9 protein-coding genes and 1 CRISPR repeat array (1 of these 10 running past the window's edge) are annotated in these 13,375 nt (G+C 60.6%); all 9 genes read left to right on the top strand.

Annotated elements, in window-relative coordinates; genetic code table 11:
• Nucleotides 1-2,672: direct repeats of the CRISPR family, unit length 28 nt; unit sequence GGCTCATCCCCGCGAGCGCGGGGAGGAC; it reaches 1,321 nt to the left of the window's first position.
• A 274-nt stretch (nucleotides 2,673-2,946) separates the two neighbouring features.
• The 9 genes from BJP05_RS00165 (at nucleotide 2,947) to BJP05_RS00125 (ending at nucleotide 13,278) form a co-directional block, all read left to right on the top strand.
• Complete coding sequence (locus BJP05_RS00165; protein ID WP_070361641.1) at nucleotides 2,947-5,733, top strand: CRISPR-associated helicase/endonuclease Cas3; 2,787 nt, start codon at nucleotides 2,947-2,949, stop codon at nucleotides 5,731-5,733.
• A 58-nt stretch (nucleotides 5,734-5,791) separates the two neighbouring features.
• Entirely contained in the window at nucleotides 5,792-7,495 is a 1,704-nt protein-coding gene (gene casA, locus BJP05_RS00160) for a type I-E CRISPR-associated protein Cse1/CasA (RefSeq protein ID WP_070361640.1), read from the top strand.
• Nucleotides 7,488-8,117, top strand: a complete 630-nt coding sequence (gene casB, locus BJP05_RS00155) for a type I-E CRISPR-associated protein Cse2/CasB (protein ID WP_070361639.1) — start codon at nucleotides 7,488-7,490, stop codon at nucleotides 8,115-8,117. Before casA ends, casB begins: the two co-directional genes overlap by 8 nt.
• A 24-nt stretch (nucleotides 8,118-8,141) precedes the next feature.
• Nucleotides 8,142-9,272 carry a type I-E CRISPR-associated protein Cas7/Cse4/CasC gene (gene cas7e, locus BJP05_RS00150; RefSeq protein ID WP_070361638.1) on the top strand — a complete coding sequence of 377 codons (1,131 nt, stop codon included), beginning with the start codon at nucleotides 8,142-8,144 and terminating at the stop codon, nucleotides 9,270-9,272.
• Nucleotides 9,269-9,991 carry a type I-E CRISPR-associated protein Cas5/CasD gene (cas5e, locus tag BJP05_RS00145; protein ID WP_070361637.1) on the top strand — a complete coding sequence of 241 codons (723 nt, stop codon included), beginning with the start codon at nucleotides 9,269-9,271 and terminating at the stop codon, nucleotides 9,989-9,991. Before cas7e ends, cas5e begins: the two co-directional genes overlap by 4 nt.
• Nucleotides 9,988-10,701: a type I-E CRISPR-associated protein Cas6/Cse3/CasE gene (cas6e, locus tag BJP05_RS00140; RefSeq protein ID WP_070361636.1), complete on the top strand. Its 714-nt coding sequence runs from the start codon at nucleotides 9,988-9,990 to the stop codon at nucleotides 10,699-10,701. Before cas5e ends, cas6e begins: the two co-directional genes overlap by 4 nt.
• A gap of 1 nt (nucleotide 10,702) precedes the next feature.
• Nucleotides 10,703-11,641: a type I-E CRISPR-associated endonuclease Cas1e gene (gene cas1e, locus BJP05_RS00135; protein ID WP_070361635.1), complete on the top strand. Its 939-nt coding sequence runs from the start codon at nucleotides 10,703-10,705 to the stop codon at nucleotides 11,639-11,641.
• A complete protein-coding gene (cas2e, locus tag BJP05_RS00130; RefSeq protein ID WP_070361634.1) occupies nucleotides 11,638-11,994 on the top strand; it encodes a type I-E CRISPR-associated endoribonuclease Cas2e in 357 nt (118 codons plus the stop codon). The genes cas1e and cas2e overlap by 4 nt, the downstream gene beginning before the upstream one ends.
• A gap of 279 nt (nucleotides 11,995-12,273) precedes the next feature.
• Complete coding sequence (locus tag BJP05_RS00125; protein WP_070361633.1) at nucleotides 12,274-13,278, top strand: hypothetical protein; 1,005 nt, start codon at nucleotides 12,274-12,276, stop codon at nucleotides 13,276-13,278.
• Nucleotides 13,279-13,375 lie beyond the last annotated feature (97 nt).

The following is a 13,375-nucleotide window of genomic DNA, read 5'->3' as shown; positions in this document are numbered from 1 at the left end:
TAATTGAGTGACAGTTTCGCAGGCTCATCCCCGCGAGCGCGGGGAGGACTTTGAATCGCATTCCGCGTGGGTTCTGGTGCTGGGCTCATCCCCGCGAGCGCGGGGAGAACCGCCTGCACCCTCGTTTTGGACTCCACCAGATGGGCTCATCCCCGCGAGCGCGGGGAGGACAAAGCCACCCGGAACGTTCAGCGACCCCGCAGCGGCTCATCCCCGCGAGCGCGGGGAGGACGACGACGCGTTTCACCGTCTGTCAGACGAAATGGGCTCATCCCCGCGAGCGCGGGGAGGACCGAATCCGATAGTCACGGCGTTCGCGTTGTTGGGGCTCATCCCCGCGAGCGCGGGGAGGACCTAAGGCTCGCAAGAGCGGCAAGCCGGAGCAGAGGCTCATCCCCGCGAGCGCGGGGAGGACCCAGTACTTGGTGCGCGACATGGTTGAGGCGTTGGCTCATCCCCGCGAGCGCGGGGAGGACCCTGAAACATCGTTGGGGTTCGAGGCAATTGAGGGCTCATCCCCGCGAGCGCGGGGAGGACCTCACATCGGGGATGGTTTCGTGTGGGTCCGGGGGCTCATCCCCGCGAGCGCGGGGAGGACGGATGCGCAGGCAGCGTGAAATTGAGGATTTTGGGCTCATCCCCGCGAGCGCGGGGAGGACGAAAGAGAACAATGAGAAACCTGCTTGCCAAACGGCTCATCCCCGCGAGCGCGGGGAGGACTTTTCTGCGAGTTGGGCATCAACCCAGCGCTTAGGCTCATCCCCGCGAGCGCGGGGAGGACGCGATCGCCGACGTGACCAACCTACAAACAACGGGCTCATCCCCGCGAACGCGGGGAGGACGGGAACGTAAACGTCGTTTCGGAGTTCATTCCGGGCTCATCCCCGCGAGCGCGGGGAGGACCCGGTCGGCGATCTTCACCCCGTCACACATGAGGGCTCATCCCCGCGAGCGCGGGGAGGACACACCCCGACCCGAACTGTGTGGAGGTTGTGCGGGCTCATCCCCGCGAGCGCGGGGAGGACAGACAGAATTATGGGCGCATCCTGCGCAAGTGGGGCTCATCCCCGCGAGCGCGGGGAGGACGTAGGGCCTGGGCGAAAATATGTGAAGCCGGTGGGCTCATCCCCGCGAGCGCGGGGAGGACTTGGGGATCCGTTTAAGCCGGACGAATCAGGGGGGCTCATCCCCGCGAGCGCGGGGAGGACAATGTGCGTCCACCATGCGAGGGAAAACCAGAAGGCTCATCCCCGCGAGCGCGGGGAGGACATGGACCCTTTCGGTCCTTGCTTACATATAAAGGGCTCATCCCCGCGAGCGCGGGGAGGACGAGCACGAGGCGACGCGAAAGTTTTTGGCCGACGGCTCATCCCCGCGAGCGCGGGGAGGACCACCCCGTCTGTGCCGACTTTGATGGTCGGCGCGGCTCATCCCCGCGAGCGCGGGGAGGACTTGGGGGAGTACGATTCGGCGGCGCTTGCCGCCGGCTCATCCCCGCGAGCGCGGGGAGGACACATTGCGGGTCAGCCCCTGCGCCGACCCCTGGGGCTCATCCCCGCGAGCGCGGGGAGGACGGCGCGACCGACTTCATCTTCTTGGTGGATAGGGGCTCATCCCCGCGAGCGCGGGGAGGACTCGCCACCATGCGAGCAATGAAAGTTGTCACCGGGCTCATCCCCGCGAGCGCGGGGAGGACTCCATCACGTCGGAGAATTCCTGGAAGGATACCGGCTCATCCCCGCGAGCGCGGGGAGGACGCGGTCCGCATTTGCGGGGTGGAGTCAGTGCCGGGCTCATCCCCGCGAGCGCGGGGAGGACATGGTGATGGGCCTCGACTGGACTGACACCTACGGCTCATCCCCGCGAGCGCGGGGAGGACTGGCAGCTTGCTCCACCACACGTCAAGGTCGCGGGCTCATCCCCGCGAGCGCGGGGAGGACGCGAATGCACGCCGATTCGGACTGCCTCACGGTGGCTCATCCCCGCGAGCGCGGGGAGGACTCGACCACGACCTACGAGAAGCCCTTCGAATCGGGCTCATCCCCGCGAGCGCGGGGAGGACACCATCATTGACCACAACGCCGCCCAGGGTGTGGGCTCATCCCCGCGAGCGCGGGGAGGACGGGGTATGTGATGCATTTTGCGCGGGGGTTTTGGGCTCATCCCCGCGAGCGCGGGGAGGACTCGAGTTCCTTACTCATTGATTAGCTCCTTTGCGGCTCATCCCCGCGAGCGCGGGGAGGACCTTGCCTTACACCTAGTATTCTATGTTACTAGGGGCTCATCCCCGCGAGCGCGGGGAGGACGCGGTGTCATTACGCACAAGGCGGACAACGCCGGGCTCATCCCCGCGAGCGCGGGGAGGACTTCGCGGTCGCCTGGTCAATCGAATCGAGACGGGGCTCATCCCCGCGAGCGCGGGGAGGACGCGGAATATTGGAAGTTGCAAAACCCTGGTTGGGGCTCATCCCCGCGAGCGCGGGGAGGACCGACGGGTGTCGATGAGCAGATTTGGCGAGACGGGCTCATCCCCGCGAGCGCGGGGAGGACGCGTACCCCTCACAGTCGATGGTGGCGAAAGTGGGCTCATCCCCGCGAGCGCGGGGAGGACCTCCCAGAACAACTGGTCGCGCTTTTCACGCCGGGCTCATCCCCGCGAGCGCGGGGAGGACACTTGCTGAGCTGCAAGTTTTGGAGCCTGTACCGCATTCTACATACGACTTGCTCTCGAAACATAGCCCCGCAAACGCGGGGATTATTATCAGCCCCAAATTTACAAGGGCTCATCCCTGCTTCCGCGGGGCTAATTTCAAATCTAATACCGCTGGAAACAACGTCCAAACACGACATTCGGCATTGTAATTAACTTGTACATTTGGGTTACGGGTTGCACCGATGTGAAAAGACTGTTATAACTTGAAGCAACATCGACAAAAGGATTTAAACATGAGGCCCGGACACGAACTGCCAGAAAGCACGCTCGAGACAGCTCAGCTGTTCGAAAAGTGGGTTTCGCAGCGCTCCCCGCAGGCGCAGTCACTTTGGGCTAAGTCCGGCGATGACACTGGTCATCTTTCAGTCCCCCAGCATCTCGTAGATGCAGCATGTTCCGCAGCTGCGGTGTTCGATGTGTGGGTCGCCGATAACATCAAACGCGAGATCGCGGGGCATCTAGGCATCACCGTCGAGGAGCTCCGCACTTTTTATATTTGGCTCGCTGGCACCCACGACGTGGGAAAAATTACGCGTGCTTTCCAGACCCAGCTTCAAGATCGAGCCGGGTACGAGCATATCATCAATTCCATTGTCGATACTGGCCTTGACCTCGAAAAAGATGAACTTCCGAAGATGCCGCACGGCAGGAGTTCGGGAGTCATCCTGAGGCGCTGGCTGGAAGCACAAGGCATGCCGCGAACGATGGCTACATGGGTTGGGTCGATAGGGGACGCTCACCACGGAGTGGCGTCGACAGGCGACGAGAAGTCGGCTATTGAGGCTGTCCTCGAGGAGTACCCAGCGGCATGGCTAGGCGTTCAAGACGAAATTGTGAGCGCAATGACGACGACGCTGCACGCGCAACCGGTCCTAGACAAAATCGGAAAGATCGAGGACCCCGAGGCAGGGGTTGCGCAGTTCCTGACTGGCTTGGTGGTCATTGCGGACTGGATAGCGTCGAATGCTGAGGCGTTTCCGATGGTCGTCGATAAAGGACAGGTCGAGAGGCTGCGGTCGGGGATGGCGCAGACCGACCTCACGGCTCCATGGCACCCAGCTAAACCGATCAGCGACATCGACGAGCTGTATCGAGCATCATTTGCCTGGCCCCAACACTTCAATGCGCGCAACGTGCAACGCGCACTCGCTGAAGCTGCCCGGCGCGCAACCCGGCCCACGCTGTTTATCCTTGAGGCGGAGACTGGCGTCGGTAAGACTGAGGCGGCGCTTGCCGCAGCACACATCATCGCTGATCAGACTGGCGCACAGGGCATCTACTTTGCGGCCCCCACTATGGCCACTGCGAACGGGCTACTGGAGCGAACCATCGACTGGGCGCGCAACACCTCAGGCGTTGGCGCTGTCACGTCGCTGTACCTCGCGCACTCCAAAAACCAGCTGTCACGGGCAGCAATGAGTCTGCCGCGCGGAATCGCCGAAGACGAAACGTCGAACCGCGGTGATGTGATCGCGAGCAGCTGGATGCGGGGGAGACGTCGCGGCCTCCTCTCCAATATTGTCGTTGGCACTATTGACCAAGTCTTAATGATGTCGCTCATGCAACGCTTTTCGATGCTGCGTCACGCCGCGCTAGCAGGAAAGGTCATCATTTTCGACGAGGTTCATGCCTATGACGCCTACACTTCCGAATACCTCGAAACCACACTTGAGTGGCTTGCGTACTACGGCGCGAGCGTCATTATGATGTCTGCGACGCTGCCAGCCCAGCGACGGGCCTCGCTCGTCGAAGCGTACACCGGGGTGGCTCCCGAGGAAGCACCACACGGCTACCCGCTGATTACGGTCGCCGATGAGTCTGCGACGACGTACATCACGCCACCCCCAAATCCAACCAACATGGTGGCCACCATCGAGCACATCGACGACTCACTCGACACTCTTCGAGGCACGCTCGACAACCTGCTTATCGACGGCGGCTGCGCCCTTATCATCTGCAACACCATTGCCCGCGCCCAAGATGCGTACCGGGAGCTCAAAACCCAGTACGCGGATGACATCGAACTGCACCATGCCGGCTTCATCGCCTGGGAACGATCCCAAAAGGAAGACGAGCTCCGGGAACAACTCGGCCCGCACGCGCGGCGCGGCGCAGGTCGCCCATACCGCAAAGTTGTTGTTGCAACCCAGGTCGCCGAGCAGAGTCTGGATATCGACGCCGACGTACTGATCACCGACATCGCGCCGATGGACCTGGCAGTACAACGCGCTGGCCGACTACAGCGTCACAGCCGCCCGGTTGATGACCGTCCACCTCAACTACAGGATCCGAAGATCTTTATTCGCGGCGTGCTCTCGCCCCTGCCGACTCCTGAATTCGACGGTGGTGCGAAGGCTATTTATGACCCCCAGATTCTTCTTTCCACCCTGCTCCATCTGCCCACGACGTTCCATCGGCCAGACGACATCGAAGAACTCGTCCAGTCAACATATGACCTGGACACGACCGTAGTGCCCGACGAGATGCAGCAAATCTGGGATGAAGCCGCTGGAGTAAGCCAACTAAGGCAGCATAACGCGCGAGAACGCTCGAAGTCTTTCCGGACTCCATCCCCGTTCTGCTCGACTCGACTCAATGAATTCTTCAAGGACAGTAAGGCCGTGCTGAACCTGGACAGGGAAGAAGCCGGCGCCGCGCAGGTTCGCGACGCGGAGCCCACTGTCGAAGTGATACCCATCATCGAGACTGACTACGGGTACCGGCTATGGGGCGTCGATAAGGAAGTACTTGCCGACGCCGAGCCTGACTATCAGACGGCATTCCAACTCGCATCAAGCACTGTGCGACTCCCGGCGCGCCTGACGCGATACGAGAGCGACTTCAACATCGTCATGGATGCGCTCGAGGAAAATACCCCTGTCACCTGGAGTAAGCACTACCTACTCAACGGCCAACTCGCACTTCCCCTCGACGAGGACGGCGAAACAAGGATCGGCCGATTCCTCGTTCGCTACAGCAGCGAGCTCGGAATCGAAGTCTCGTTCGAAAGGGGTGAGTAGTGGTGTCCCCTCCACCGCTACGCTGTAGTCATACGCACAACAATGAGAGAAAGGAGTGATGAACGTGACATTCAACCTCGTACATGAACCGTGGATCTGCACCACAACGGCTGACGGCGACAAAGTCCTCAGCTTGCAGCAAATTTTCGACGGCACCGAGCAGCCACTCAGCGTCGTCGGCGACTCACCGACGCAGGACTACGCGGTGCTCCGAGTGCTGCTTGCCATTTACTGGCGAGCGCACCACCATCACCTCAAGAGTTCAGTACCCACCGGCCGACGAAGCCGAGGTTTCCGCTGGGAGTCGTGGTTCCAGGAACAACGCAACCAGGCGAGACAGCACCAGCGCGATGACATCGTTCTTGCTTATCTGAAGGAATACGAACACCGCTTCAATCTGATCGACGATGAAGTGCCGTTCATGCAGGTAGCGAACCTGCATACCAGCAAGAATACGCATTCACCTATCTCGAGGATCCTCCCAGACGCTGAGGCAGATTTCTTTACGATGCGCACCGGCGCAGGGCGCGCCTCCATTTCGTTCCCGGAGGCAGCCAGGTGGCTGATCCACCAACACGCCTACGATTACTCTGGCATCAAATCTGGCGCTGCAGATGACCCGCGAGTCAAGGGTGGCAGAGGTTACCCGATCGGGACCGGGTGGGCTGGCATGACCGGCGGAACGGTCGTACGCGGCGACACACTGCAAGAAACACTGGTGCTCAATACAGTCAAGGAAGCAGTAGACCCGACGGCCACGGGAGACACACCGATCTGGGAACGCGATCCTGATACCGCCAAGCAACGCCTTTTCGATCCAAGTGCACCCAAGGAAGGCGTGATGCCGAACGGCCCTGCTGACTTGGCAACCTGGCAAACCCGACGCATCCGCCTCTTCCCAGAAGGGGACCGCGTCACGAGAGTGCTCGTCTGCAATGGTGACCGCATCCCAGACGCAGGAAAGAATGTTTTCGGCGACCCGATGACGCCATACCGGTACAGCCCGAATCAGAGTAAGAAAGACCTCACCGCGTACTACCCGAAGCCATACGATTCAGAGCGCACCGTGTGGAACTCGATCGATGCGCTCCTTGTCAGTGAAAATGACGCCGGGTTTGGCGGAAAGAACCTGGCCCCGATCAAACCCGCAACACTCGCAAATCTGGCGGAGATTGCCGACGTGACCAGGGAGCAAGAACTGCTCGACATCGCCATTGTCTCCATGGCTTACGGCCCTCAGAGTTCTTCTGTCGGCACCGTGATCAGCGGCGAAATCGGGCTGCCCCTCTATCTGCTGCAGAACAATGAGTATTCCACCACCGACCGGCAACGTGTCCGCGCGGCCGCCCAGGCGGTGCGCGATACAGCGGTTTGCCTCGGCTGGTTTGAAGGACAACTCGCGGTCGCGGCAGGCGGAGAGTACAGCTTCGGCACCAAGTCGGCGGACCGACTCTACGCCCTTCTCGAACCCGAGTTCATGACGTGGCTCCGGAATCTCAACATCGACGACGTAGCCTCCGAGTGCGTGCGCTGGCAGGAACTCGTCCGGGATAGCGCACTCGAGCTTGCAGCGGAACTCGTCCGAGGAGCAGGACCCAAAGCCATGATCGGCCGCCTCGATAGCACTGAAGACGGCAAAGGCCGTGTGATCAACGCCGGATCCATCCATAACCAGCTGCTTCGGAAGCTGCGCGACGCCCTTCCGCTGCTTGCCCAGCGAAACGCCGACCGCACATCACAACAGGGAGAAAACCATGACTAAACCCACCCTCCGCGCCGCAGTAGGGGCAACGGCGACGCGGCTACAGAACCACTACCTAGAGCAAGCCCATACCGCTCTAGGAGCTAGCGCCCGCGGATCGCTTGCCGACCTGCGCAAATATGCCTCAATAGGATTGGAGCATAACCCGCTCGCACTCCAAGACGTGCTCATGCTGCTGCAACCGGAACTCAGTGATCAAGAACTGGGAAAGTCTGACAAGCCCTCCCCAAGCGAGTACGCAGCGTTCTACGCACTCGCCCTGTTCGGGGTCCACATGCAAAGTGCACGCACACCGGCGCACAAGCAGGGAGATTCGTTCGCACTCGCATGTGGTCAGCTCTACAGAAAAACTGAGTCCAACTCAATAAAGCAGCGGTTCGACGCGATGCAGGTTGCTCTGGATTTCCCATCACGGATCACCCATCTACGTTCACTCGTCAGCCTGCTTCGCTCGCAAGACTTGCCGTTTGATTACGGGCAATTCGCCGGGGATCTCCGATCGCTCCAAAACCCAAAGTACCGGGACGGCGTTTTGCTGCGGTGGGGTAGAGACTTCGCCATCGGAACACTCCGGCCCTCTGCCCAGGCAGAAGCACAAGAACTCGACAACGCAATCCGCTAACTTCTACTTTTCGAAAGGACAATCATGTCTCTCATCATCGATATCCACGCACTTCAGACAGTCCCGCCTTCACTCATCAACCGCGACGATACCGGCGCCCCTAAGACAGCCGTGTTCGGCGGCGTCCCACGTCAGCGCGTCTCCTCCCAGTCCTGGAAGCGCGCAATCCGCAAGTACTTCGCCGAGCACTTCGATCCAGAATCCATCGGTGACCGCTCCAAGCGCCTTCCAGAAAAGATCGCGAAGCAGCTCGCCAAAGTTGCCGGCATCTCCGATGAAGACGCCATCAAGCGCACGGAGCAGCTCTTCAACGCTGTAAAGATCAAGACCGTCGTAGAGAAGCCAAAGAAGGGCGACGACACCGAACACAACCCATGGCCACAAACCACCTACCTGATCTTCCTCAGCCCACAGCAAATCGATCGCGCTGTCCGCGAGCTTGCTGAGCGCGACGGTCAGAAGTTCACTAAGGCCGAAGCGACTGCCATTTTGGATACCAACCACAGCGTGGACATGTCTATGTTCGGTCGAATGGTTGCTGACGACGCATCCTTCAATGTCGACGCAGCAGTCCAGGTAGCGCACGCCATCGGCGTGCACGCATCCGCGCCCGAATTCGACTTCTACACCGCCGTCGACGACCTTGCCGAAGAAGGCGAAGAAACTGGTGCAGGGATGCTCGGCACTGTACAGATGATGTCCTCCAGCCTCTACCGCTACGCCACCATCAACGTCGACGGCCTGAAGAAAAACCTCGAGTCCACCGATGCCACGATTAAGGCTGTCGAGCAGTTCATCGAGGCATTCGTCGCGTCCATGCCAACTGGCAAGATCAATACCTTTGCCAACCAGACTCTCCCCGAGCTCGTGTTTGTGACCGTCCGCGATACCCGCCCAGTCTCCCTCGTCACTGCTTTTGAAGACGCGGTGACTGCAACCGAGCAACTCGACCGTCGCCACGTAGCAGCAGCACGTCTTGCCGACGAGGCACGCGCAATTCAGGACACCTACGGCTTCGTCCCCACCAGCCAATACGTCCTCGGTCTCGGCGATATCGCCGCGCCATTCGACGGCCTCGCGGAGCGCGTAACACTGAAGGAGCTGGGCGAACGCGTCGCAGCCGACGTTGCCACCGCACTAGGTGATGACGCATGAGTTCCTCCCTACTCCTCCTACTGAAAGGGCCCCTACAGTCATGGGGTGATGAGTCTCGGCACAAAATACGTGCTACTGCGCTCACACCGACGAAATCGGGCATCATCGGACTCATCGCTGCAGCACAGGGGCGGCGTCGAACGGACCCAGTCGAAGACCTCACTCGCCTCCGGCTCGGAGTGCGCGTTGACCAGTCAGGCAGCCTACTGCGCGACTATCAGACGGCCCAGCCCTGGCTTACCGACCCGAACGCATCCGCGGAGCTCATCACCCGATACTTCCTCAGCGACGCTGCGTTCGTAGTAGCTGTCGAATCGGACGACCGTGCCCTGCTGGAGGGCATCGCGGAAGCACTACGCGCTCCCGCATTCCCACTCTTCATGGGCCGAAGGTCATGTCCGGTGCACCCAGGACTAGTGATCGGCATCGTCGACACCGACGCGGAAACTGCGCTGCGCGAGCATCCTACGTGGCATGCAACAGCACAGCACAAGCGTGAAGCGCCAAAACACGTCAACTTGGCGCTCTACCGGGATGCGGACGAGGAAGAACAAGGCGGAGTCCGGCGACAGGACGTGCCCATAAGCTTCGACCCGCAGCACCGACGCTACGGGTGGCGTGACGTTCTGCGCGTAGAGGACGTCGCTATCGATAATCCGGATGGAACTGAATCGCTGGTGGACAGTGACGTTTTCTTCGAAACGGTGATCAAGGCATGAGCAATACATTCACAAGGATCCTCATTAACCCCGCCCGACGCCAAGGCAGGCGACTGCTCACCGACTCCCAAGCGATGCACGCCGCCGTACGCAGTGCGTTCCCGCCGGATCTCGATGAGACTGCAGGGCGGGTGCTGTGGCGCGTCGATAGCCAAGAACACACCCACGTGCTCTACATCGTGGGGCCCGGAAAGCCGACCGCTGACTCCATCGTGGAACAAGCAGGGTGGGATACCCGGCCGGCGAAAATCGCCGACTACAGCCGCTTCCTCGACAGCATCATGAAAGGGCAGCGTTGGAAGTTCGAACTCGTTGCCAACCCAACGTATAGCGAGTTTCAGCAGGGTAAACGGGGCAAGATCAAGGCGCACGTTTCCCCGCGTCACCAGCTTGCTTGGCTGCGTAAAAAGTCACTCGCACATGGGTTTGCGCTGGCACCAGGGCTCGATGACGAGGTCAACGACGAAGAGCGCGCACACTGGGACGCGTTTGAAGCACCGGCAGTCATCCAAAGCTGGACCGACGTGTTCCACCGGAAGAAAGCCGACGGCACCAAAGGCAGGCCCGTACGGATCGCCAAGGCCCGTTTTTCCGGAGTCCTGGAAGTCACTGACGTCGAGGCTTTTCGACGCACCCTCACCCAAGGCATCGGACGTGGTCGCGGCTACGGCTGTGGCCTCCTGACGCTAGCCCCATCAAATAGGTGCTGAGATGCCAACACCTGACGAACTGCCGATCACTCGCCGTGCACTCGCGCGAATGAGTGATCGGCTGTCCTTCCTTTACGCGGAACGGTGCGTGGTCAACCGTGACGGCAACGCGTTGACGATCACCGACCAACGCGGCACCGCACACGTCCCCGCGACACAACTTGCGGTGCTCCTGCTCGGCCCCGGAACCCGGATCACCTACGCCGCGATGGCACTCCTCGGCGACGCAGGCACCAGCACAGTTTGGGTCGGCGAGCGCGGTGTCCGGTACTACGCCTCCGGCCGCCCACCCGCGAAGTCATCGCGGATGGCGCTGCTCCAAGCGGAAGTCGTAACGCACCAGCGCAAACGGCTTGACTGCGCCCGGAAAATGTACAGCCTCAGATTCCCGGGAGAGGACGTGTCCACTCTCACCATGGCGCAGCTGCGCGGCAGGGAAGGCTCCCGCATGAAACGTGTCTACGCCGCCGAAGCCGAACGAACCGGCGTGTACTGGGACCGACGAAGCTACGACCCGCACGACTTCGACTCCGGCACACCCATCAACCAAGCGCTCACTGCGGCAAGCGCAGCGCTCTACGGCATTGCTCACGCAGTCATTGCCGGGCTTGGGTTCGTTCCCGCACTCGGAGTTGTCCACACCGGAACAGACCGCGCGTTCGTCTACGACATCGCCGACCTGTACAAAGCCGAGATCGCCATCCCCGCCGCGTTCGACGCAGTAGCTGAAGCGAAAGGGAAACCGCATATCGAGGTGCGACGGAAGGTGCGCGACGCTGTCGTCGAAAAGCGACTGATGCAGCGCATGGTCAAAGACCTCCAATACGTCATGGACGTACCCGAAGAAGAACTCTACAGCGATGTCGAACTGATGCTGTGGAGCGAATTGGAAGTCATCTCTGCAGGCGTCAACTGGGCAGAGGAAGAGGCACTGCAATGATGGTGCTCATCGTCACCGCATGCCCGGCGGGCCTGCGCGGCGACCTGACAAAGTGGCTCATGGAACTCAGCCCAGGTGTCTTCGTGGGCACCCCATCAGCTCGCATCCGAGACCTACTCTGGGACCGCACCATCGAGCTCTGCAAAGACGGCAGGGCACTGCTCGTCTACAGCTCAAATAACGAGCAAGGCATGGAGTTCCGCGAGCACCGGCACGCCTGGAAACCGACAGACTTCGACGGCATTACGCTCATGATGCGCGAGAACGCGCGAGCACCAAAACGGCGCACCGGGTGGAGCAAGGCACGACGGCAGCGCATCGCATACGAGCGAGACAGGCGGACTTCGTCTTAGGTCGTGGCCACGGACGGGGAGATTGACATGCCTGGGTGGTCGAAAGGGTAGGCCTGAAATAGTTCCCGCGTCCGGGAACTATTTTGGGTTTGGGCCGATTCCGGTCGACCAACACTTACGTTTCCCCAGTTCGCGACGACTGTCCACGAAGAAAGGTCCCCGGTTTCAAAAAACGTTGGGAACTTTCTCGGCGGGCGACGGGTGGCGGGCGAGGCTAGGGGCGTCGAAAAATAATAAGCACTGAGGGAGCCGAACACGCCGTTTTTACGTCTAAACGGTATGAACACTCTCTACAACGGCATGACCATCGACCTCGACACGCCCCTGATCCACCAAAAACAGCGAACACCAAACCATGCATACCAGCAGGTCAGCGTGCGTCGCTACCTACAAAACGAACACTGCCTGCAACCATGGCAAGTCCAAAACAATGCGCGCTACCACCCCAAAAACGTCAGGTATCACGCCCCGGCAGCAGTCCGTGCAATCGCACACGCGGTAGAACAACCCGGCAGCATCATCGCCGGATTCTCGGCACTCGCGCTCTACGGCTTGCCCTATCTCGTCGAAGGCGCTGACACCACCCTGGTGACCACCTCCGGCCACACCAGCGTAGCCGGGGCCTGCCGTCCGACAATCCGCCGATCACGGATCTCACTTGCAACATGGACCGTCACCCACCGAGGTGTATCACTGCAAGCGGTCACACCACTCACCGCCGTAATACAGGCACTTGTGCAGGTCAAACGTGGTGAGCACCTGTGGAGAACCGTCACTGTAGAGGGGCTGGCCCCCGAAGAGGTCAGAGGTATCCAACTAGTTGACTGTGTGCGACGTTTTTGGGGCATCACACCCAGCAGCATCGCCAAGGCAGCTAGGCACAAAATTGACGCCACATGGCTGCACAAGGTGCTACGACACAGCAGCGTATTGGCGGACTCACCAAAAGAAACTGAAATGCGCCTGCTGGTTGCCGCCCTGGCCAACCGGTACGGCTGCACGGTCGAAGAACAAGTGCCACTGAGGGTCGGTGACCAGCTTGTCACAGTGTTTGACCTTGCCATTCCCGAGTTGAAGATTGCCGTCATGTACGACGGCGCACATCACTCCGATTACCAACAGCGGAATAAGGACTCCTCCATCACCTTAAAGATGATTCGGCAAGGTTGGACACCGGCGCGGTGCTCGGCAGCCACAATGTTTGAGTGCCTCACCTTGATCGAAGAGCTGATGCAGGAAGGCCGGGTTCGTGTGCAGACCAGAAAAGTTCCCAACGGATTTTGAATAACGGGAACTTTCTTCGTGGACATGCGTCGCCACCTGCGGAAACACGAGTGCCGGTCGACGGGAACGGGCCTGAAAGCCGAAATCGTTCCCGGGC

Source organism: Corynebacterium sp. NML98-0116 (genome assembly GCF_001767255.1).
Lineage (GTDB): Bacteria > Actinomycetota > Actinomycetes > Mycobacteriales > Mycobacteriaceae > Corynebacterium > Corynebacterium pseudogenitalium.
This window is presented reverse-complemented; position numbering and strand designations above follow the sequence as displayed.

What these genes read in the sequence shown, in the direction of transcription:
- cas7e (WP_070361638.1), top strand. Translation starts at nt 8,142, where the DNA reads ATGTCTCTCATCATCGATATCCACGCACTTCAGACAGTCCCGCCTTCA.
- cas2e (WP_070361634.1), top strand. Translation starts at nt 11,638, where the DNA reads ATGATGGTGCTCATCGTCACCGCATGCCCGGCGGGCCTGCGCGGCGAC.
- casB (WP_070361639.1), top strand. Translation starts at nt 7,488, where the DNA reads ATGACTAAACCCACCCTCCGCGCCGCAGTAGGGGCAACGGCGACGCGG.
- cas6e (WP_070361636.1), top strand. Translation starts at nt 9,988, where the DNA reads ATGAGCAATACATTCACAAGGATCCTCATTAACCCCGCCCGACGCCAA.
- BJP05_RS00125 (WP_070361633.1), top strand. Translation starts at nt 12,274, where the DNA reads ATGAACACTCTCTACAACGGCATGACCATCGACCTCGACACGCCCCTG.
- cas5e (WP_070361637.1), top strand. Translation starts at nt 9,269, where the DNA reads ATGAGTTCCTCCCTACTCCTCCTACTGAAAGGGCCCCTACAGTCATGG.
- cas1e (WP_070361635.1), top strand. Translation starts at nt 10,703, where the DNA reads ATGCCAACACCTGACGAACTGCCGATCACTCGCCGTGCACTCGCGCGA.
- casA (WP_070361640.1), top strand. Translation starts at nt 5,792, where the DNA reads ATGAACGTGACATTCAACCTCGTACATGAACCGTGGATCTGCACCACA.
- BJP05_RS00165 (WP_070361641.1), top strand. Translation starts at nt 2,947, where the DNA reads ATGAGGCCCGGACACGAACTGCCAGAAAGCACGCTCGAGACAGCTCAG.